The following is a 20,084-nucleotide window of genomic DNA, read 5'->3' as shown; positions in this document are numbered from 1 at the left end:
GGCGTCATGTTAACCGGCGGAACATGGGGACAGGTACATGCCAGATGAATTCCGTTTCCGTCAGATCTTGAAGTCGTCGAAGGCGATGCGCGCCTCGTCGATGCCCAGGTGTTCGAGCATGCGGCGGGTGGCCGCCAGCATCGCCGGCGGTCCGCACAGGTAGAACTCGCATCGCTGCAGTCCGGGATGCGTCCGCAGCAGGTGCTCGTGGGCGGCCTCGTGAACCAGGCCGCCGAGCGCGCCGCCCTCTTCCGGCGTTTCGTCGGACAGCACCAGATGCCAGTTGAAATTGGCGTACCGCCGGGCCAGTGCTGCCATCTCGTCGACGTAGGGCGCCTCGCGCCGACTGCGGGCGCCGTACCAGTAGTGGATGCGCTCGCCGGCGCCGCCGTCCAGCAACGCATGGATCATGGCCCGCAATGGCGCCATGCCCGCGCCCCCGCCGATGAAGATCTTCTCGTTCGCGCCCGGCTTGAGCGCGAAATCGCCGAACGGACCGCTGAAGCGGACGGCGTCGCCCGGCTTGAGCCCATACAGGTACGTGGAGCCCTTCCCCGCCGGCTGGCGCTTCCTGCCCGTCCGTCCGGGGCTGAAGCGCACCAGCAGCGTGATTCGTCCGTCCGCCGCGACCGGCAGCGCCAGCGAATACGAACGCCGGACCGGCGTCTTGCAGGCCAGCGCCGGCGGCAGGTCGAGCCCGGACCAGTCGTCGCGGTGTTCGGGATGGACGATGTCGTGCGGCCGCAGCCGGTACGGCGGAACGTGGACCTGCACGTAGGCGCCCGGCTGGAACTCCGGCCCGAGCGGCGTGGCTGGGGCCAGGACGATCTCTCGCAGGAACGGAGTGACGGCCGTCACCCGCGTCACCTCGGCGACGCGCTCGGTCCACAGCGCCGCGCCGCCGGCCACCTCGATCGCACTGTCGGCGCGTACGGGCAGGTTGCAGGCCAGCCGGTATCCCAGCTTGAGCCGGCTTGCGGTCAGATGTGCGCGATCGGCGCTGGTCGGTGGCGGCGCATGACCGCGCATGCGGACTTCGCACAGGCCGCAGCTCTGCCCGCCGCCGCAGTTCGACGGCAGCTGCAGGCCCTGCCTTCCGAGCGCCAGGTAGACGGTGTCGCCCGAATGCGATTCGACCGACCGCAACCGGTTGCCTTCCGCATCGAAGACGGTCAGCTCCCGGCGCGGGCGCCAGCGCGGCGGAACGAACTCCTCCATGCGCAGGCTGGCGACCAGCAGCCAGACGCCGGACAGCGCCATCCACAGCCCGCCGGAAGCGGCCATCACCACCAGCGGATTGTTGAAGTTCTGGCGCCCCGTGTAGTCCATGATATGGAGCATCCACACGATGTCGAACAGCCGCCAGGTGTCGTTGCGCCGTTCGAGGATGCGGCCGTCCAGGCCCGAGACGTACAGCGTGGTGCGCTCGTCGTCGGAAAAGTCGATGCGCCAGATCGGACCGGCGTGCCCGCGCGCCTCCAGGGTCGGCTCCGGCAACAGTTCGGCGTCCGATGGACGGCCGTGGCCGATGTAGTCCGCAACCGCGATCGCGGCGACGTCCCTTGCGGTCACCGTCACCGGTCGGCCGCTTTGCGCGTCGACCAGCCAGACATCGGCCTTGTGCGCGAGCCGGTAGACGGGCCGCCCGGCCAGCCAGTGGCTGTCGATGCTCTGCACCGGGCGTGCGGCGTCGGCCAGCACCTGCGCGGGAGCGCGCATGCCCGCCGGCCATTGCGGCGCCGGCGCCGACGCCGCCTGGTGATGGCGGCCGGCGACGGTGTCCTGGTCCAGCAGGCTCATCGTCAGTCCGCTGCCGAGCCAGACCAGGAACTGCAGCGCGATCACCAGCCCGATCCATTTGTGCAGCCTGCGGAACCACGGCGTCATGCCTGCGTTCTCCGCCGGAAGCTGTAGAACAGCAGCCAGATACCGCTGAGCGCGAAGACGCTGCCGATCGCGGCGGCGGTGCGCAGCAAGGTGTTGTTGACGTCGGCGCGTTCCTGGTAGTCCATGATGTGCAACATCCACAGGAAGTCGAACCAGCGCCACAGCCGATGGCGCCTGGCGAGCAGCTCGCCGGTCTGCGCCGACAGGTACAGCGTGGTGGCGCCGCGATCATCGAAGACCGCCTGCCACATCGGCGCCGGCCGCGTGCTGACCTCCTGCGGCGCTTCCTCCAGCAGCCGCAGCGAGATCAACCGTGCATCGCCGCGGTACTGCGAGACGGCCAGGCGCCGCGCCTCGGCGGCGTCGACCGGTCCGAGCGGTGCACCGGTGCGCGCATCCGCCAGCGCGATTCCCCCGCCGTGACGGACCTCGTAGACCTCGCGCCCCAGCTGGCGCTTGAGGCGGAAGCCTTCCAGGTCCGGGTAGCGCTCCGCCAGCGCATCCGGCGCCGCCAGCGGAGTGTGCGACGGGAGCGGCTCGGCCTCCGAATGCGCGAGGTGGTCGCCGTGGATGACGTCGATCGAGATGATCGTCATGTACAGGCCGCTGAGCATCCACAGCAGCGCCTGGACGCCGATGACCAGGGCGATCCACTTGTGGGCGCGTCGCGCCCAGAATGCAGGTTTCATCGTCGGATCCTGTCCGGTTCTTGCGAGAAGCGAATGCACGCGTGTCGCCCTCCCCGGCGCGGGCGCCGGGCAAGGGCGACAACCGGTTACCAGCGGTAAGCGAACCTGGCGTTCCAGCGACGGCCGAGCAGGTCATAGGTCATCGTGTCCGTGTTCGCGTCGGTATAGCTCTGGATGAACGGCGCCCGCTTGTCCCAGAGATTGTCGATGCCGAATGCGATGTCGAACGCCTCGTTGACCGCGTACTGCAGCTGGACGTTGTGGTAGGTCAGGCTGGGCGCGTGGTCGCCGATATCGCCAGGCGAGGCATTGATGTCGTCCGCCGATCCGATGTACTGCAGGGTATAGGCCCCCGACCATGGCCCCTGCGCCAGGGTGAGCGAGCCGAGCGAGCGCCAGCGTGCGTAGCTGCCGCGGCCGCCGGTGATCTTCCCGGCGTAGTGGATTTCCTCGGCGCCGGGAAACGGCTGCACGTCGTAGCGCCGCAGGTAGGACACGTCCCAGTTGAGTGCGGCGTCCACGTCCCCGATGCCGAACTGGTACAGCAGGCCGAGGTCGATGCCGGAGACGCGTTCGCTGGCGGCGTTGACCGGTTGCGCGGACAGAAAATCGACCTCGCCGGTCTGCGCGTTGCGGGTGAAGCTGGACGAGTCGCAGAACGGATGCGCGAGCCCGGGCGTGTCGTAGCAGACCGCCAGCTTGGTCGAGCCGTCGATGCGCTGGATCGCGTTGTCGATGCGGATGTTGAAGTAGTCGAGCGTCAGCGTGAGATCTTCGGCGAATGCCGGCGTCCACACGACGCCGAGGGTCAGCGTCCTGGCGTCTTCCGGCTCCAGGTCCTGGTTGCCGCCGACGGTGGTCAGGATGGTGTTGCCCAGCTGCGTGTAGCCCGCCGGCACGCCGGAAGCCTGGCAGTTCTGGTAGACCACGGACGAGGACGGCAGATTGCTCCATCCGCTGCACGGATCGGTGGTGGTGAGATTGCCTTCGGACACGCCGCCGAACAGTTCCGGCACGTTGGGAATGCGGAACGCGGTGGCGTAGTTGGCCCGCAACTTCAGCGCCGGCACCACCTGCCAGTCCAGCCCGATCTTGTAGTTGGTGTCGGCACCGAAGAGGTCGTAGTCGGAATGGCGGACCGCCGCGTTGAGCGTCAGCGATTCCGCCAGCAGCCGACTCTGCAGCAGCGGTATCGCGACTTCGGCGAATGCCTCCTTGGCCAGGTATTCGCCATCGATCGGGTCCTGTTGGTTGCTGTTGGCGATGCCCAGCACGGTGAGTTGGTCGGGATCGCGCCAGCCGCGTTCCTCGCGGACCTCGACACCGGCAGCCACGCCGACCCAGCCCGCCGGCAGTTCGAACACCTGGCCGCTGAGGTTGGCGGTGAAGCTCTTCTGCTCGTTGCCGCCGGTATCGCGGGTGGTGAACAGGATGTAGTCGAGCACTTCCCGGCTCAGGTCGCCGTAGCCCAGGTAGTCCCCGCACGGGATGGCGGCGCCGGGCGCATCGCTGCAGACGGAACGGTCGAGCGTCTGGTCGACGCGATCGAGGTTGGCGACGTTGGTCGAGCCGTCGACGCCGGTGTTGCGCCCCCAGTTCAGCGCCACCGACCAGTCCCAGCCGATGCCGAACCGGCCCTCCAGCCCAGCCACGACCCGGAACGTGTCGACGTCCTGGAAGAAGTCGCGCGTTCCCGCCTCCATCAGCCGGCGACGTTGCAGCAGCAGGTCCTGGCCGGTGGGATTGGTCGGATGATCGGCCGCGATCTCGACCGGGCGGTACAGCCCGAGCGAACCGGCGGTCGCGAGCTGGTCGGAGCGCCGGTTGCTGGCCATCAACTCGGTGAACAGCCGCACGTCGTCGCTCAGCGCGAGGTGGCCGAAGGCGCTGAAACTCAACCGCTTGATCGGATTGACCGCATTGAGATAGGGATTGGAGTTGAAGTTGTGCTTGTCGGGCGAATAAGGCTCGTAGAAGTCGCCGTCGCCGTCCGGATCCTGGTTGAAGTTGACGCTGCTGCCGTCCGCAAGCACGGCGCGGCCGCCGATGGTGGCGGAACTGCCGACGCAGACCAACCGGCCGTCGGATTCGCCCAGGCCGCAGGGCTGGCGGTCGGCCATGTTGACCTCGCGGCTTTCGGAATAACTGATCGCGGCCACCAGCGAACCGCGCTCCCCGGTGGTGCCCCAGACCAGGTCCGCGGCGCCCTCCTCGCCGTCGCCCTTGGTGGTCTGGCCATAGCGGACCGATGCCTCGACGCCTTCGAAGTCCCGCTTGGTGATGATGTTCACCACGCCGGCGAGGGCGTCGGCGCCGTAGATCGCCGACGCGCCGTCCTTGAGCACCTCGATCCGCTCGATCAGCGCGACCGGGATCGTGTTGAGGTCGACCGAACTGTTGGCGCCGGTGCCACCGTTGACCATGCGACGACCATTCAGCAGCACCAGCGTCCGGTTGATGCCCAGGCCGCGCAGGTTGATCTGGGCGGTGCCGTAGCCGTTGTCGGCCCAGTAGGCGTTGGTCTGGTTGCCGCCGAAGCCGGCAGACGCCGGCAGGCGCTGCAACAGCGTCTCCACCGAAGTCACGCCGGAGCGTTCGATGGCCTCGGCGTCGATGACGGTGACCGGGCCGACGCCCGAGATCGCGGCGCGCTTGATGTGGCTGCCGGTCACGGTGACGGTCTCCAGGGTGGCCGCTTCCGACGCGTCGGCTCGATCGTCGATGGTCTGGGCGAAGGCCGCGGACGGGACGCCGGCGGTGGTGAGCGCGGCGATCGCCAGCGCAAGATGATGGTGCTGCAGTGACATGGGGACTCCTCCGAGCGGTATCGGATCTGGTCGGCACAGGTCCCGTCGCGGCATGCGTGGCGCGCACGCCCGGTTCGGACGAGACATCGGGGCCGTCGCGGAGACGGCCGGACGAGATCAACCGATCGGAGGTCGGAAGACTGCGGAGCGCGCGGACTGGAGCACGCCCATATCGGCGCGCGCCGGCGGCGCGGCGGCGAGCCGATGCTGTGCGGCGAACGGCACCGAGCCGACGACCGCCGTGATGGCGAACCCACAGGCGCAGGCGCAGCCGGCTACGCGGCAGTCGCAATCCTCGTGCACGGATGCGCCCTGCCCGGCGGCGGGCTCGTCGTCGCAATCTTCGTCGGACGGCGCCGCAGCGATCGGGTCGTGATGATCCGCCGAGGCGGCGTGGTCGCCGACGTGGTGCGAGAGATCTCCCGCCATGGCGCTGGCGCGCCAAAGCCCGATGCTGCCGTCGAGGCAGAACGCCAGGACCAGCAGATAGCGCATGACGAGCGCGAGCGGGGACATTGGGCGGGGCCGAGCCTCGAGGTGGTCGGTCCCTTCAGTTAGCACGCTCGAAACCGGAGTGTCAATATCGCGATCCGGCAGCCGGGCATGTCGATGCTCGCTTGCTTGGACCGGAAAATCCCGCCGCGCGCCCTGTCTTTGCGGGAGTGGCGGCGGCATGCCGGCGCCGGGAAGTCGCGGCCCCCTCCGCGGCGTCGCGACTTCCGTCGCTCCCACACAAGGGCGCGCGCGCCCACTCGTTTTTCGTTCCTCTTCGCTCGCTATTCGGCAGATCCGGGCCCAGGCCGTTCCCGGGGCGAAACGCAAAGTCGTCATGCCAGTTGACGCCCCGATCATGGCGCCACTACAATTTCGCGCTTCCACTCGTGGGGCCATAGCTCAGCTGGGAGAGCGCCTGCATGGCATGCAGGAGGTCGGCGGTTCGATCCCGCCTGGCTCCACCACGGTTTCCGCCCAAAGGCCGGTCGGCAACCGCAACGCGACATCCGCGTCCCCATCGTCTAGAGGCCTAGGACACCACCCTTTCACGGTGGCGACCGGGGTTCGAATCCCCGTGGGGACGCCATTTACGACGAACCGCGGGACCTGCCTCTGCAGGTCCTGCGTTTTTTTGTTCGACGCTGACCGGTGTCGGGCCGTCGCGTTCACAGGATCCGAATCTTTCGGCTGGTTCAATCGACCGGTATCCACGCGGTGCGGCGTGCCGGCGCATCGCCTTCCTCCGGAGCGTCATGGACCCGAGCGAACGGCCGCTTTCCGCGGCTGCGGCCCTGCCCCGTCCTACCCTGCGCGCACGCGAGGCTTTCGCGATCACCATCGGCATCGTCGTCGGTGCCGGTATTTTCCGGACGCCTTCCCTGGTCGCCGGCGCCTCCGGCAGCGAGGCGATCATGCTCGCGGCCTGGGCGGTAGGCGGGCTGCTGTCGGTCGTCGGCGCGCTGTGCTACGCCGAACTCGCGACCACCTACCCGCAAGCCGGCGGCGACTATGCCTATCTGCGCCGCGCCTACGGCGCGCGCCCCGCCTTTCTCTATGCATGGGCACGGCTGGCGGTGATCCAGACCGGGTCGGTGGCGGTACTCACCTTCGTGATCGGAGATTACCTGGCGCAGCTGTTCGGGCTCGGCGCATGGGCATCGCCGCTGTTCGCCGCTGCCGCCGTGATCGTGCTGACCATCCTCAACTGGCTCGGCGTGCGCCAGGGAACCCGCACGCAGAACTGGCTCACCGTGATCGAGATCGCCGGCATCTGCCTGATCGTCGCCGCGGCCCTCCTGCTCGCGCCTGCCGGCGCCGCACCGGCCACCGCCACCGCCGGCGGCGACAGCGCGATCGGCCTGGTCCTGGTGTTCGTGTTGCTGACCTACGGCGGGTGGAACGAGGCGGTCTATGTCACCGCCGAGGTCCGCGACGCGCGGCGCTGGATGCCCCGCGTTCTCACGCTCAGCCTGATCGCGATCACCGCGCTGTACCTGCTGGTCAACCTGGCCTACCTGCGCGTGCTGGGATTGTCGGGCATGGCGGATTCCGATGCCGTGGCCGCCGATGCCATGCGACGGCTGTTCGGCGAAAGCGGCGCGGTCTTCATGAGCGCGCTGGTCGTGGCCGCGGCGCTGACCTCGGCCAACGCCACCCTGATCACCGGCGCGCGCAGCGTGTACGCAGTAGGCCGCGACTTCCCTGCCCTGGCCTTCATCGGCCGCTGGGACGCGCGCAGCGGTTCGCCGCGCACGGCGATGCTGGTGCAGGGCGGCCTGGCGCTGCTGCTGGTCGGCCTGGGCGCAATCGCCCGCGACGGCTTCCGCACCGCGGTGGAGTACACCGCGCCCGTGTTCTGGCTGTTCTTCCTGCTGGTCGGGGTGTCGCTGTTCGTACTGCGCCGGCGCGATCCCGATCTGCCGCGCCCGTTCCGGGTGCCGTTGTATCCGCTGCTGCCGCTGCTGTTCTGCGCCACCAGTGCTTTCCTGTTGTATTCCAGTCTGGCCTATACCGGTATCGGCGCCCTGGTCGGCGTCGGCGTGCTGGCGGCCGGAGGATTGCTGTTGCTGTACCTGAAACCGATCCAACCATCCCAGGAGTCGCTTACATGAAAACGATCCCGTCGATCGCCTGCCTGTTGCTGCTGGTCCCGCTGGTGTCCGCCTGCGGCGAGAGCGCCGTGACCGCCTACGACCCGGTCCTCGAGTCGGAACCAACGCAGGACGAGGCCACCTCGATGGACGCGGTGACCGCGGCCACCGAACCCGATTCGTCCTACGCGATGGACGACAATGCGCCGCGCCCCAAGCGCGAGCCGGACGTGATCTACGTGCCGACGCCACAGCCGGTGGTCGACCGGATGCTGGAACTGGCGAAGCTCCAGGAAGGCGACGTGCTCTACGACCTGGGCTCCGGCGACGGCCGCATCGCCATCACCGCGGCGAAGGACTATGGCGTGCGCGCGGTGGGGATCGACATCAATCCGGTGCGCATCCGCGAGGCCAATGAGAACGCCGAGAAGGCCGGCGTGACCGATCAAGTGACCTTCCGCGAGGAGGACCTGTTCGAGACCGACATCAGCGAGGCGTCGGTGGTCACGCTGTATCTGCTGCAGAGCCTGAACGTGAAGCTGCGACCGAAGCTGCTGAGCGAACTGAAGCCCGGCACGCGCATCGTCAGCCATGCCTTCGACATGGCCGGCGAATGGGAACCCGAGCATACCGAGGAAGTGGACGGCAGCAGCATCTACATGTGGACGGTGCCTGAGCGCTGAGCGTCCGTCGCGGCGCCCGGTCAGGCTGGCGGCAGGCGCGCCAGGTCCGGCGCAGGCGCGCCGCTGTCGAGCGACAGCGTGGCCACGCCATGGCCGCGCTCGGCCAGGTACTGCAGCCATTTGCCGAGGAAGGTGTTCATCCGCATGCGATGGTCGACCACCTCGGCCGGCGGCGGATACAGGCCGATCACGTCCTGCCAGCGCCGGCCGACATAGCAGTGGGTCGCCTCGACCTGGCGCGCATCGCGGTAGAGGCGCAGCCAGGCGGACGGATCGGGTTCGCCGGTCACCGGATCGCGCATGGCATAGCTCAGGCGCAGCTCGGTGGTGTAGCGGTGCTGTTCGATCACGTCCAGGTGCACGTCGAGGCCGTCGCCGTTGCGCGAGAGATAGCGGCCGGGCGCGAGCCCGGCCGGCTCGAACAGGCGGGTCAGGCGCTGGTGGTTCTCCGCATACAGCCCCATCAGCCAGCCGAAGCGGCTGAGCCTGGGAATGCGGGCGGAATTGCGGATGGCGACCTGCTGGGACATGCCCCGATGCTACACGCTCGATCGCGAGTGCGGCAGCATTGACGGCATCGCGTGGGCGGCCTAACGTTCAGATTCCTTGCCGCGTTTTTCCGCATCGGCGGTCGGCGCCTCGGATCCGGGTTCTGGGCCCGCACACCGGGACCCGCACGCCGCAATCCACACGTCAGAACATTTCGCGGTTGATCCCCAGCTCCTCGAGAATGCGGCTGGCGATCTCTTCGATCGACGTGTGCGTGGTGCTCAGGATGGGAATGCGCTCCATGCGCAGCAGCGTTTCCGCGGCCGCCACCTCGCGCCGGCAGGTCTCCATTTCCGCGTAGCACGAGTTCGGGCGTCGTTCCTGGCGGATTTGGTGCAGGCGCAGCGGATCGATGGTCAGGCCGAACAGCTTGTCGCGGTGCGCGCGCAGCCTCGGCGGCAGGCGGTCCGACTCGAGATCCTCCTCGGTCAGCGGGTAGTTCGCCGCGCGGATGCCGTAATGCAGCGCCAGGTACACGCAGGTCGGCGTCTTGCCCGCGCGCGAGACGGCGACGAGGATCAGGTCGGCGTCGCCGTAGTCGAGCGCCATGCCGTCGTCGTGCGTGAGCGCGTAGTTCATCGCATTGATGCGGCGGTGGTAGGTGTCGAAATCGACCATGCCGTGCGCCTGCCCCACCCGCGACTGCCGCGGGGCGTCGAGTTCGCGCTCGAGCGGCTTGATGAACGGCGCGAACACGTCGAGCATCAGCGCGCCGCTCTCGGACAGGATGCGGTTGAGCTCGGGATCGACGCAGGAATTGACCACTATCGGCCGGCTGCCGCAGTTCGCCCCGGCGCGGACGATTTCGGCGACGGCCTCGTGCGCCTTCTCGGGCGTGTCGACGAACGGGATCCGGTCGGTCACGAAACGGAAGCCCGAGAACTGGGTCAGCAGGCTGTGGCCGATGGTCGCGGCGGTGATGCCGGTGCCGTCGGAGACGTAGAACACCGGGCGAGGCGGCTGCGATTCCGGATGCATGGATTCGGGCATGGACGACGGGAGGGTTGCTAAAATAGCCGTTTCCGCCGGGCCTCGCCCGGTTTCCCCCATCCGCCATCCCTCGGAGTGCCCTCCCTTGAGCGCCAACATCCTCTGGCTGCACGATCTGCGACTGAACGACCTGGCCCAGGTCGGCGGCAAGAACTCCTCGCTCGGCGAGATGATCGGCCACCTCGCCCAGCTCGGCGTCTCGGTGCCCGGGGGCTTTGCCACGACCGCCGACGCGTTCAAGGCGTTCATTGCCCACAACGACCTCGAGCAGCGGATCTTCGACCGCCTGGCGCCGCTCGACGTCGAGGACGTGCCGGCGTTGACGGCGGCCGGCCGGGAGATCCGCGGCTGGGTGATCGACGCGCCGCTGCAGCCGGAGCTCGACGCCGGCATCCGCGCGGCCTACGGGCAGCTCTGCGCCGACAACGGCGGCGGCGAGGTGGCGGTGGCGGTACGCTCGTCGGCCACCGCCGAAGACCTGCCGGACGCCAGTTTCGCCGGCCAGCAAGAGACGTTCCTCAACGTCACCGGCGCCGACGACGTCGCGGTCAAGGTCAAGGAGGTCTTCGCCAGCCTCTACAACGATCGCGCCATCGCCTACCGCGTGCACCACGGCTTCAAGCACGAGGACGTGTTCCTGTCGGCCGGCGTGCAGCTGATGGTGCGCTCGGACGTCGGCGCCTCGGGCGTGCTGTTCACGCTCGACACCGAATCCGGCTTCCGCGACGTGGTGTTCATCACCGCCAGCTACGGGCTCGGCGAGAACGTGGTCCAGGGCGCGGTCAATCCCGATGAGTTCTACGTCTACAAGCCCACGCTGCGGCAGGACAGGCCGGCGATCCTGCGCCGTTCCCTGGGCAGCAAGCAGATCCGCATGGTGTATTCGGACACGCCCGGCGAGCGCGTGCGCAACGAGGACACGCCGACGGAACTGCGCGCGCGCTTCTCGATCAGCGACGACGACGTGCACGAGCTGGCACGGCAGGCGCTGACGATCGAGGAACACTACCAGCGTCCGATGGACATCGAATGGGCCAAGGACGGCGTCAGCGGCAAGCTGTTCATCGTGCAGGCGCGGCCGGAGACGGTGAAGTCGCGCGGCAAGGCCACCCAGATCGAGCGCTACGCGCTGGAGCGCCGTGGCGAGGTGATCGCCGAGGGCCGCGCCATCGGCCAGAAGATCGGCAGCGGCGTCGCCCGCGTGGTGCGCTCGCTCGAGGACATGCACAAGGTGCGGCCCGGCGACGTGCTGATCGCCGACATGACCGATCCGGACTGGGAGCCGGTGATGAAGCGCTCGGCGGCGATCGTCACCAATCGCGGCGGCCGCACTTGCCACGCGGCGATCATCGCCCGCGAGCTCGGCGTGCCCGCGGTGGTCGGCACCGGCACCGCGCTCGAGGCGATCGCCGACGGCCGCGAGGTGACGGTGAGCTGCGCCGAGGGCGATACCGGCTACATCTATGCCGATGCCCTGCCCTTCGAGCGCACCACCACCGACCTCACGTCGATGCCCGAGGCGCCGCTGAAGATCATGATGAACGTCGCCAACCCCGAACGCGCATTCGACTTCGGCCAGCTGCCCAACGCCGGCATCGGCCTGGCACGGCTGGAGATGATCATCGCCTCGCACATCGGCGTGCATCCCAAGGCGCTGCTCGAGTACGACCGCCAGGACCCTGACATCAAGCGCCAGATCGACGCCCGCAGCGCCGGCTATGCCGACCCCGTGCGGTTCTACGTCGACCGCCTGGCCGAGGGCATCGCCACCCTCACCGCCTCGGTGGCGCCGCATCCGGTGATCGTGCGCCTCTCGGATTTCAAGTCGAACGAGTACGCCAACCTCATCGGCGGCCGCCGCTACGAGCCGGTGGAAGAGAACCCGATGATCGGCTTCCGCGGCGCCAGCCGCTATGTCGATCCGTCGTTCGCCGACGCCTTCGCGCTGGAGTGCGAGGCGGTGCGCAAGGTCCGCGACGAGATGGGCCTGGACAACCTGTGGGTGATGATCCCATTCGTGCGCACGCTCGGCGAGGGCCGCAAGGTGGTCGAGGTGCTGGAGAAGAACGGCCTCAAGCAGGGCCAGCACGTCGACGGACAGCAGGCGCTGAAGATCATCATGATGTGCGAGGTGCCGTCGAACGCGCTGCTGGCCGACGAGTTCCTCGAGATCTTCGACGGCTTCTCGATCGGCTCCAACGACCTCACCCAGCTGACCCTCGGCCTGGACCGCGATTCGGGCATCGTCGCGCACCTGTTCGACGAGCGCGACGCGGCGGTCAAGAAACTGCTGTCGATGGCGATCAAGAGCGCCCGTGCCAAGGGCAAGTACGTCGGCATCTGTGGCCAGGGCCCGAGCGACCATCCGGACCTGGCTGAATGGCTGATGCAGGAAGGCATCGAGTCGGTGTCGCTCAATCCCGATACCGTGGTCGACACCTGGCTGCGGCTGGCCAAGCGCAAAGCATCCGACGCGCGATAACGTCGCTCTAACGACGCCGTCGCTACCGTCGTCGCGGGAACCGGCGCCCCGCTTGCGGGGCGCCACGCACTTTCAGGACCATAGAGAGGGAGGCGCAAGCATGGAATCGTTCTGGTCGTGGCTGCACGAAGCCGGCTGGTCCGAGATGGCGATATCGATCGGTCTGCATGTGCTCGGCGCCCTGGCGCTGTTCCTCATCGGGCTGCGCATCGTCAAGTGGATCACCGGAGTCGCCGAACGCGGACTGGCCCGTGCCAACGTCGAGCCGACGGCGGCGATGTTCCTGCGCAAGGTGACCCACGTGGTCCTGCTGGTGGTGCTGGTACTGGCGGCGCTGCAGGTCGTGGGCGTGTCCATGACCCCGATGGTCGCGGTCCTCGGCGCCGCCGGCCTGGCGATCGGCCTGGCGTTGAAGGACTCGCTGTCCAACATCGCCTCGGGAGTGATGCTGGTCTCGCTGAGGCCGTTCCGCGTCGGCAACATCGTCACCATCAACGGACAGACCGGCAAGGTCGAGTCGATCAGCATCTTCCAGACCCAACTGCGCGGTGCCGACAACCAGACGATCGTGCTCCCCAACAGCCTGATCACCACCGACTCCATCATCAACCTGACCCCGGACGTGATGCGCCGGGTCGAGCTGGTGATCGGCGTCAGCTACGACGCCGACATCGACACGGCTCGCGGCCTCGCCATGGACATCATGCAGGCCGACGAGCGGGTCCTGCCGGAACCGCCGCCGGACGTGCTGGTGTACGAGCTTGCCGACAGTTCGGTGAATCTGGGCATCCGCTGCCACACCGCCAATGCCGACTGGTTCGTCACCAAGTGCGAACTGACCGAGCGGATCAAGAAGGCGTTCGACCGCGACGGCATCTCCATTCCATTCCCGCAGCGCGACGTGCACATGTATCACCACGTCGGCGATACCGGTGCCGGCGGGCAGCAGGCGCTGCCGGCTCCCGACACCTCCGGCAGCGAGGCGATCGGCCTGGACGACCCGGAGCATCAGCCGCGTCCGGACCCGCAATGAGCGGCCGTGGCCGGTCGATCCGGCAGGCGTCGACTCAGTAGCGGTCGAACGGAGCGAACGCCCCCATGCCTTCGCGGTAGTGCCGCAGTTCCTCGATCGAGTCGCGTACATCGCTCATGGCGGTGTGCGCGGCCTGCTTCCTGACGCCTGCGAGCAGCGATGGTGCCCAGCGCCGAGCCAGTTCCTTGATGGTGCTGACATCGAGGTTGCGGTAGTGGAAGTAACGCTCCAGCTCCGGCATCTGCCGATGCAGGAAGCGCCGGTCCTGGCAGATCGAGTTGCCGCACATCGGCGAGGCGTTCTCCGGAACCCAGCGGCGAAGGAAGCCAAGCGTGCGCTGCTCCGCCTCTTCCATCGACACGCCCTCCTCGAGGACGCGCCGCCACAGTCCGGACTTGCCGTGCTGGTTGCGGTTCCAGTCGTCCATCGCCTCGAGCGTGGCAAGCGGATGGGCAATCGCGCATTCCGGACCTTCGGCCAGAACCCGCAACTCGGAGTCGGTGACGACGGTGGCGATCTCCAGGATCGAGTCGCGCCCGGTGTCGAGCCCGGTCATCTCCAGGTCGATCCAGATCAGGCGGCCTTCGTCGGCATCGGATTGTCGCTGTGCCATGCGCTCGCGATCGTCGTCGGGAGGGCGCATCATAGCGCAGCGCCCCCCATCCCCTGTCCTCCATGATCCCGAGTTCCGCACTCTCCCACTACGCCATCCTGACCGCGATGCTGGCGCCGGCATTCTTCCTGACCGCGACCGCAGCCCTGCTGACCTCGGCGAACTCCCGCCTGGCGCGCATCATCGACCGGGCGCGGGCGCTGCTCAAGCAACTGGGCGAAAGCGAGGACACCGAAGAGCGATCGCTGCTGGAAAAGCGTATCGAGCTGCAGCGTCGCCGCAGCACGATCATCCTGCGCGGCAGCCAGCTGCTGTACGTGGCGATCAGCTGCTTCGTCGGCACCAGCCTGACGGTTGCCGCCGATTCCCTGCTCGGCCATCGTTTCGACCAGTTGCCGACGGTGCTGGCGGTGCTGGGCGTACTGGCGATGTTCGCCGCCAGCCTGCTGCTGGCACGCGAGGCGGCGCTCGCGGTCGCCGCAGTCAACGACGAGATGGACGATGCGCACGTCCGCGCCAGGCAGCGCGGCCCGACGGGGTGATCGGCCCAAGGGCCGGTAGAGCCGAGCCTACGCGGGTTCCGGAGCCGGGAGCAACGGAGCAAGCTCCGCTCTACTGGGAAAGGTGCGGCGGCTCTAGAGCGCAGGCCTGCCGCGCTTGCGGCGAAAATAGTTGCTGAGCATGGCGCCCGCCTCGTCCGCAAGTACGCCGCCGGTGACCGCGACGAGATGGTTGTGGCGCGGATCGGCAAGCAGGTCGAAGACGCTGCCGGCGGCACCGGTCTTCGGATCGGCGGCGGCAAACACCACGCGGGCGATCCTCGCGTGCACCATCGCCATGGCGCACATCGCGCACGGCTCCAACGTCACGTAGAGGGTACAACCGGGCAGGCGGTGGTTGCCCAGCCGGCGACCGGCGGCGCGCATCGCGACGATCTCGGCGTGCGCGGTCGGGTCGTGTTCGCCGATGTTGCGATTCCAGCCCTCGCCGAGCACCCGCCCGTCCGCGTCCACCAGCAGCGCGCCGACCGGAACCTCATCGTCCTCCTTCTCGGCACGCTCGGCGAGCGCAAGCGCCTGGCGCATCCGTTGTACGTCTTCGACCGGCATCGACCGTTCCTACACGCCGGCGGCCGCCGGCGGCACGATTGTCGCATCCCGGGGCTTGTCGGCACTCCTGGCGCATGCTGCGCCGCGCCTGTTCCAATTTATAGCGCGGCCTGCTGCTCGCTTATCGCATCCAGGACCTGATGCAGTTCGGCCAGCGAGAACGGTTTCGACATGATCGGGCGCCGGCAGAAATCTTCCGGCAGGCCCTGCTCGCCGTAGCCGGTGGCGAAGGCGAAGGGGATGCCCCGGCGTTCCAGGGCATGCGCCACCGGGAAGACCATCCGCCCGCCGATGTTCACGTCCAGCAGCGCCAGATCCGGTGGCGTCTCTGCCTCCACCGCCTGCAGCGCGTCCTCGATCGATGCGGTGAGGCGCACCTGCATGCCAAGGTCGGTCAGCAGATCCTCGAGCAGCATCGCCAGCAGGCTCTCGTCTTCGACGACCAGGATCTGACGTCGGGCGTTGGCCGCGGTCATGGCGCGTTGTCGTCCATCGGAACCGTGACCCGGCAACTGAGGCCGGTAGGATCGAAATCGAACCGGGCCTCGCCCCGCAGCTCGGTGCCGACGCTGTGCTCGATGAAGCGGATGCCGAATCCGCGCTTTTCGGGTGGCGCGACCGCAGGGCCGTTCACTTCGTTCCATTGCAGGCGGAGCGTGCCGGAGTGCGCGGCCGATGTTTGTGACCAGCGCAATCTGACCCAGCCTTCCGCGGTGGACAGCGCGCCGTGTCGGCGTGCGTTGTCCGCCAGTTCGTGCAATACCAGTCGCAAGGACAGCGCCACCCGCGGCGGCAGCGTGATTTCGGGGCCTTCGAGCTGGATCCGGCCCGGGTGCCCGATCTCGGCGGCCAGTTCCGAGTCGATCAGCTCGCCGATGCCCAACCCGGTCCAGCGCCGCCGCGTCAGCAGGTCATGGGCCTTGCCAAGCGCGATCACCCGGCGCTCGAAGTTGGCGGCGAACAGGGACGGATCGGGTGTCGAACGCAGTGTCTGCGCGGCGATCGCCTGCACCGCGGCAAGTGCGTTCTTGACCCGGTGGTTGAGCTCGTCGATCAGTACGCGTTGCTCGGCCTCGGCGCGCTTGCGCTCGCTGATGTCCACCAGCATGTTGACGGCGCCGACGACGGTGCCGGCCGCATCGCGCAGCTGGCTGGGAAAGGCCAGGAACGGGACCCGGGTGCCGTCCGGGCGCTCGGCCAGCGCCTCGGCGCCGCGCACGTCGCGGCCCTCCTTCAGCGCCACCGCCATGGGGCACTTGTGGTGCGGAAGCGGCGTGCCGTCCGGTTCGTAGAGACGCGCGGTCACGCACCAGTGGTCGCTTCCGAGCTCCGGCATGCGCCCCGAGAATGCGGCCGCGGCGCGGTTGAAGAAGGTGACACGGCCCTCGGCATCGGTGGTGTAGAGGGCGACCGGCAATGCGTCCAGCAACTCGTGCTCGCGCGTCGCCTGCCGCAGCAAGGCCTGCTCGGCGGCATGCTGTTCACTGACGTCGACGGTGAAGCAGCGGGTGTTGACCAGCTTGCCGTCGCGGAACGATGCGTTGGACGTGATCTGCACATGCACGATCGATCCGTCCCTGGCCCGGAGCCGCGCCGGATACTTGTCCAGGCGCTGGCCCGCCGCCAGCCGCCGCAGGATGTCGGCGATCGCGTCGGGATCGTCGTGGAACTCGGTGATCGAGCGGCCCACGTAATCGTGGACGTCGTAGCCCAGCAGGTCGAGCTCGGCCTGGTTGGCCCGCAGGATCGTGCCGTCGGCGGCCACCAGATGCAGCGCGACCGCGGCATTGTGGAAGAAGTCCTCCAGCCGGTCATGTTCCAGTTCGAGCTGTTCCCGTTGCAGCCAGCCGAGATCGTGCAGATGCAGCACGGCGCCCAGGGTCCGGCCGTCGCCATCACTCAGCGCTTCGCTGTCCGCCAGCATGGTCAAGCAGACGCCTTGCGCGTTCCGGATCGTCAGCCGCCGCCCCTGCATCGGGATGCCGGCGCGCAATGCGGCTTCCACGCCGCCATCGCCCATTGCGGCAGCGCCGGGAGCGCCTGCGTGCTCCGGAAATTCCACTGTCCCGGGTTCGGGCCCCAGCAGTTGCTCGGCGCGACGGTTGCAGCGCACGATCGTACCGTCGATGTCGCAGAGGCAGATCGGTGCCGGGATCGCGTCCAGCAAGGTCCGGTCGAACCATTGCGCTGCCTTCTTCCGAGGGTCCTCGCCGATCCGCGGCAAGTCGGCGTGCACGGTCGTCATCGTGCTGCTCATCGATGGGAACCGCTCATGAAGTTGCTTCCCCCTGTACCGCCGGCCTGTCCGCCGATGCCGGCGCCCGGTCATTGCCATCACGATTTCGCTGCACCGGTCGCATGCAGCACATCTGGACATGCAAACGCATCACGGGAGAAATTTGCGTGAAGGAAGGGTGAATGCGGCAGTACGGTCATCGGGAGCACGCGTCCCCTCCCCTGCGCCTGATCGCCCAGGCGTTCGGATCTTTGCGGGAGGAACGGGAGCCGCCGTGCCGCGGGACGGATGCCGGCCCACTCCCGCTCGACCGTCGCCGGCTTGCAGGGCCGGACGCTACCATCGTTTCGAGAAGGTCAGTCGGAACGCGCGCGGCGGCTGTGGATAGATCTGCGAAAAGCCGCCGGTGATGTAGTAGCGCTCGTCGGTGACGTTGTCGACGTTGAGCAGCAGTTCCATCCCATCTCCGAAGGCATAGCGCGCGTTGAGATCCAGCCGTGTGTAGGCGGGCAGGAAGAGATCGTTCGCGGTCGTCGCGGCCTGCGCGCTGCCATGGAACAATCCCCCGCCCGCCGTCAGTCCGGCCAGGACGCCGTCGAAGGCCCATGAGGTCCACAGGCTTGCTTGATGGCGAGGAACGCCGGCGAGCCGGTTGTCGACGATGGTGGGGTCGGTGTCCCTGGCGATGGTGGCATCGGCATAGGCATAGGAGGCGACGAGGGTCCAGGCCTCGAGCGGACGCGCCGAGATCTCCGCCTCCATGCCGCGCGAGCGCAGTTCGCCGGTCTGGATGACCAGGTTCCAGTCCACCGGATCGGCCACCACGGCGTCGCGCTTGCGCAGGTCGTACAGCGCCAGGGTGGCTTCCATGCGGCCGTCGAGCAGGATCGATTTCGCGCCCACCTCGATCTGTTCGCCCCGCGTGGGCTTGGGCGTGATGCCGCTTTCCAGCAGTCCGACGTCGGCCTCGTTGCGGAACGAATGTGCCCAGCTGGCATAGAGGGACAGGTCCGGCGTGGCCAGGAAGGTCAGGCCCGCCCGCGGCGAGAACGGCGTGTCGCGCCGGGTCACCGCCGGATCGACGCCGCCGGTGTAGAACGACAGCGTGTCGGTCCTTTCCTGGCGACCGCCGAGCAGCAGGCGCCAGCGGTTCCAGCTGATCTCGTCCTGCAGGTACAGCGCGGTGGTCTCGAACTCGTAGCGGCTGTCGCCGGTATCGAGGTAGTCGCTCGGGCGGCCACCGTACACCGGCTCGAGCAGATCGATCGGATTGTCGTAGGAGATCCTGCCGTCCAGATAGGCCAGGCGGTCGATGTTGCGCTCCGCGCCGACCAGCAGCCGGTGCTGCAGCGGACCGGTGGTCACGCGGCCGTGAAGTTCGGCCTGCAGTGTCGCGTCCTTCTGCCGCTCGCGATAGCGGACGAAATTGCGGTTGACCGTGGTGCCGCTCAGCGCGGGAAAGCCGTAGTTGAAGAACGCTTCCTCGGGCACGCTGACGTCGGACCGGAACGCGCCCACGCGCAGGCGCCAGTCGGCGGCGAGCATCCGGTTGAACTCCACGCTGCCGATCCACTGCTCCTTGCGGATGCGCATGGAGTCCTCGCCGTAGCTGCGGCGGATCGGCACCTGCAGGAACAACGGGTGATTGCCCAGGCCGCGGTCGAAGGCGGCGTCGCGGGCCAGGTATTCGAGCCGCGCGATCAGGCTGGTATCGCGGTCGGGCCGCCACTCCAATACCGGCGAGACGAAGGTCTGGCGGTTGTCGATGCCGTCGCGGAAGCTGCCGGCGTCCTCGTGGGCCAGGTTGATCCGGCCGAGCACCGTGCCGCCGGCATTGAGGGGGCCGGTCAGATCCACGCCCAGCCGCGCGTAGTCGTCGGAGCCGCCGGTGAGCGAGGCACTCGCGGCGAAGTGCTCCTCGGGTCGCTTGGCGACGAAGTTGATCACGCCGCCGGGCTCGAAACGGCCATACAGGGCCGACGCCGGTCCTTTCAACACCTCGATGCTCTCGATGCCTTGCAGGTCGATCTCCGGCTGCGATACGCCCTGGCGGAAGCCGTCGCGCAGCGTGCTGATCGCCTGGAAGCCGCGGATGCGGAAGCGCTGGTTGCCCGAGAACCCGATGGTGCGCTCCACGCCGCTGATGGTCTCCATGGCCTGACCGATGTTCGACACGTTGCGCAGGTCCAGCAGCTCGCGCGGAACGATATTGACGGTGAACGGCGTCTCCAGCACGGGCGCGCCGGACTTGGTCGCGGTTTCGCCGGGGATCCGGCCCAGCGGGCGCCCGTAGACGGTGATCGTGTCGAGGTCGGTCGCCACGGGCGCAGGGAGTTGCTCGGCGGTCGCCGACGTGCTGAACAGGGCGAACGCGAGGGCCGCCGGGAGGTGCTTGCGCATGAGGTCTCGAGGATGAATGCA

The 20,084-nt window shown here is 68.2% G+C and carries 16 protein-coding genes and 2 tRNA genes; 7 read left to right on the top strand and 11 right to left on the bottom strand.

All coding sequences use genetic code 11. The annotated features are described in order from the left end of the window. Positions 1 to 60 precede the first annotated feature (60 nt). From FXO19_RS02490 to FXO19_RS19065, 4 genes are all read right to left on the bottom strand, one after another. Positions 61 to 1,887, bottom strand: a complete 1,827-nt coding sequence (locus tag FXO19_RS02490; protein WP_149193464.1) for a 2Fe-2S iron-sulfur cluster-binding protein — start codon at positions 1,885 to 1,887, stop codon at positions 61 to 63. After that, a complete protein-coding gene (locus FXO19_RS02485; protein WP_149193463.1) occupies positions 1,884 to 2,576 on the bottom strand; it encodes a PepSY domain-containing protein in 693 nt (230 codons plus the stop codon). The genes FXO19_RS02490 and FXO19_RS02485 overlap by 4 nt, the downstream gene beginning before the upstream one ends. A gap of 86 nt (positions 2,577 to 2,662) precedes the next feature. After that, complete coding sequence (locus FXO19_RS02480; RefSeq protein WP_149193462.1) at positions 2,663 to 5,383, bottom strand: TonB-dependent receptor; 2,721 nt, start codon at positions 5,381 to 5,383, stop codon at positions 2,663 to 2,665. A 117-nt stretch (positions 5,384 to 5,500) separates the two neighbouring features. Beyond that, positions 5,501 to 5,878 carry a CopL family metal-binding regulatory protein gene (locus FXO19_RS19065; protein ID WP_187775592.1) on the bottom strand — a complete coding sequence of 126 codons (378 nt, stop codon included), beginning with the start codon at positions 5,876 to 5,878 and terminating at the stop codon, positions 5,501 to 5,503. A 388-nt stretch (positions 5,879 to 6,266) separates the two neighbouring features. Between FXO19_RS19065 and FXO19_RS02470 the strand changes: the two genes are divergently transcribed. The 4 genes from FXO19_RS02470 (at position 6,267) to FXO19_RS02455 (ending at position 8,651) form a co-directional block, all read left to right on the top strand. Further along, positions 6,267 to 6,342: transfer RNA gene (locus tag FXO19_RS02470), tRNA-Ala, on the top strand. 46 nt (positions 6,343 to 6,388) lie between these two features. Beyond that, positions 6,389 to 6,464: transfer RNA gene (locus FXO19_RS02465), tRNA-Glu, on the top strand. Positions 6,465 to 6,630: 166 nt separating this feature from the next. Continuing rightward, positions 6,631 to 7,989, top strand: a complete 1,359-nt coding sequence (locus FXO19_RS02460; RefSeq protein WP_149193460.1) for an APC family permease — start codon at positions 6,631 to 6,633, stop codon at positions 7,987 to 7,989. Then, positions 7,986 to 8,651, top strand: a complete 666-nt coding sequence (locus FXO19_RS02455; protein ID WP_149193459.1) for an SAM-dependent methyltransferase — start codon at positions 7,986 to 7,988, stop codon at positions 8,649 to 8,651. Before FXO19_RS02460 ends, FXO19_RS02455 begins: the two co-directional genes overlap by 4 nt. Positions 8,652 to 8,671: 20 nt before the next feature. Here the strand turns inward: FXO19_RS02455 and FXO19_RS02450 are convergent, their stop codons facing one another. After that, positions 8,672 to 9,181 (bottom strand): DUF1249 domain-containing protein, encoded by a 510-nt coding sequence (locus FXO19_RS02450; protein WP_149193458.1) that lies wholly within the window; start codon positions 9,179 to 9,181, stop codon positions 8,672 to 8,674. A gap of 163 nt (positions 9,182 to 9,344) precedes the next feature. After that, positions 9,345 to 10,178 carry a posphoenolpyruvate synthetase regulatory kinase/phosphorylase PpsR gene (gene ppsR, locus FXO19_RS02445; RefSeq protein ID WP_149193457.1) on the bottom strand — a complete coding sequence of 278 codons (834 nt, stop codon included), beginning with the start codon at positions 10,176 to 10,178 and terminating at the stop codon, positions 9,345 to 9,347. A 97-nt stretch (positions 10,179 to 10,275) separates the two neighbouring features. On the opposite strand from ppsR, the gene ppsA reads away from it, so the two are divergent. Together ppsA and FXO19_RS02435 are read left to right on the top strand one after the other, a co-directional pair. Then, a complete protein-coding gene (gene ppsA / locus FXO19_RS02440; protein ID WP_149193456.1) occupies positions 10,276 to 12,672 on the top strand; it encodes a phosphoenolpyruvate synthase in 2,397 nt (798 codons plus the stop codon). 100 nt (positions 12,673 to 12,772) lie between these two features. Continuing rightward, complete coding sequence (locus FXO19_RS02435; protein WP_149193455.1) at positions 12,773 to 13,705, top strand: mechanosensitive ion channel family protein; 933 nt, start codon at positions 12,773 to 12,775, stop codon at positions 13,703 to 13,705. 34 nt (positions 13,706 to 13,739) lie between these two features. On the opposite strand, the gene orn is transcribed toward FXO19_RS02435, so the two are convergent. Then, positions 13,740 to 14,318 carry an oligoribonuclease gene (orn, locus tag FXO19_RS02430; protein ID WP_149193454.1) on the bottom strand — a complete coding sequence of 193 codons (579 nt, stop codon included), beginning with the start codon at positions 14,316 to 14,318 and terminating at the stop codon, positions 13,740 to 13,742. 62 nt (positions 14,319 to 14,380) lie between these two features. On the opposite strand from orn, the gene FXO19_RS02425 reads away from it, so the two are divergent. Then, the gene (locus FXO19_RS02425) at positions 14,381 to 14,860 is read left to right on the top strand and encodes a DUF2721 domain-containing protein (RefSeq protein ID WP_149193453.1); all 480 of its coding nucleotides are present in this window, start codon (positions 14,381 to 14,383) and stop codon (positions 14,858 to 14,860) included. Positions 14,861 to 14,953: 93 nt separating this feature from the next. On the opposite strand, the gene tadA is transcribed toward FXO19_RS02425, so the two are convergent. The 4 genes from tadA to FXO19_RS02405 form a co-directional block, all read right to left on the bottom strand. Further along, positions 14,954 to 15,427: a tRNA adenosine(34) deaminase TadA gene (gene tadA, locus FXO19_RS02420; RefSeq protein ID WP_149193452.1), complete on the bottom strand. Its 474-nt coding sequence runs from the start codon at positions 15,425 to 15,427 to the stop codon at positions 14,954 to 14,956. Positions 15,428 to 15,525: 98 nt separating this feature from the next. Then, positions 15,526 to 15,903 carry a response regulator gene (locus tag FXO19_RS02415; protein WP_149193451.1) on the bottom strand — a complete coding sequence of 126 codons (378 nt, stop codon included), beginning with the start codon at positions 15,901 to 15,903 and terminating at the stop codon, positions 15,526 to 15,528. Then, entirely contained in the window at positions 15,900 to 17,672 is a 1,773-nt protein-coding gene (locus FXO19_RS02410) for a sensor histidine kinase (RefSeq protein ID WP_187775591.1), read from the bottom strand. The genes FXO19_RS02415 and FXO19_RS02410 overlap by 4 nt, the downstream gene beginning before the upstream one ends. Before the next feature lie 327 nt (positions 17,673 to 17,999). Further along, the gene (locus tag FXO19_RS02405; protein WP_187775590.1) at positions 18,000 to 20,063 is read right to left on the bottom strand and encodes a TonB-dependent siderophore receptor; all 2,064 of its coding nucleotides are present in this window, start codon (positions 20,061 to 20,063) and stop codon (positions 18,000 to 18,002) included. Positions 20,064 to 20,084: the final 21 nt, after the last annotated feature.

Origin of the sequence: Luteimonas suaedae, assembly GCF_008312895.1 — a bacterium.
GTDB lineage: Bacteria > Pseudomonadota > Gammaproteobacteria > Xanthomonadales > Xanthomonadaceae > Luteimonas > Luteimonas suaedae.
This window is presented reverse-complemented; position numbering and strand designations above follow the sequence as displayed.

Excerpts from the sequence above, each read along its gene's own strand:
- orn (WP_149193454.1), bottom strand. The coding sequence starts at position 14,318 with ATGGCACAGCGACAATCCGATGCCGACGAAGGCCGCCTGATCTGGATC.
- FXO19_RS02490 (WP_149193464.1), bottom strand. The coding sequence starts at position 1,887 with ATGACGCCGTGGTTCCGCAGGCTGCACAAATGGATCGGGCTGGTGATC.
- FXO19_RS02480 (WP_149193462.1), bottom strand. The coding sequence starts at position 5,383 with ATGTCACTGCAGCACCATCATCTTGCGCTGGCGATCGCCGCGCTCACC.
- FXO19_RS02415 (WP_149193451.1), bottom strand. The coding sequence starts at position 15,903 with ATGACCGCGGCCAACGCCCGACGTCAGATCCTGGTCGTCGAAGACGAG.
- FXO19_RS02485 (WP_149193463.1), bottom strand. The coding sequence starts at position 2,576 with ATGAAACCTGCATTCTGGGCGCGACGCGCCCACAAGTGGATCGCCCTG.
- FXO19_RS02410 (WP_187775591.1), bottom strand. The coding sequence starts at position 17,672 with ATGACGACCGTGCACGCCGACTTGCCGCGGATCGGCGAGGACCCTCGG.
- FXO19_RS02435 (WP_149193455.1), top strand. The coding sequence starts at position 12,773 with ATGGAATCGTTCTGGTCGTGGCTGCACGAAGCCGGCTGGTCCGAGATG.
- FXO19_RS02405 (WP_187775590.1), bottom strand. The coding sequence starts at position 20,063 with ATGCGCAAGCACCTCCCGGCGGCCCTCGCGTTCGCCCTGTTCAGCACG.
- FXO19_RS02460 (WP_149193460.1), top strand. The coding sequence starts at position 6,631 with ATGGACCCGAGCGAACGGCCGCTTTCCGCGGCTGCGGCCCTGCCCCGT.
- FXO19_RS02450 (WP_149193458.1), bottom strand. The coding sequence starts at position 9,181 with ATGTCCCAGCAGGTCGCCATCCGCAATTCCGCCCGCATTCCCAGGCTC.
- FXO19_RS19065 (WP_187775592.1), bottom strand. The coding sequence starts at position 5,878 with ATGCGCTATCTGCTGGTCCTGGCGTTCTGCCTCGACGGCAGCATCGGG.
- tadA (WP_149193452.1), bottom strand. The coding sequence starts at position 15,427 with ATGCCGGTCGAAGACGTACAACGGATGCGCCAGGCGCTTGCGCTCGCC.
- ppsR (WP_149193457.1), bottom strand. The coding sequence starts at position 10,178 with ATGCATCCGGAATCGCAGCCGCCTCGCCCGGTGTTCTACGTCTCCGAC.
- FXO19_RS02425 (WP_149193453.1), top strand. The coding sequence starts at position 14,381 with ATGATCCCGAGTTCCGCACTCTCCCACTACGCCATCCTGACCGCGATG.
- FXO19_RS02455 (WP_149193459.1), top strand. The coding sequence starts at position 7,986 with ATGAAAACGATCCCGTCGATCGCCTGCCTGTTGCTGCTGGTCCCGCTG.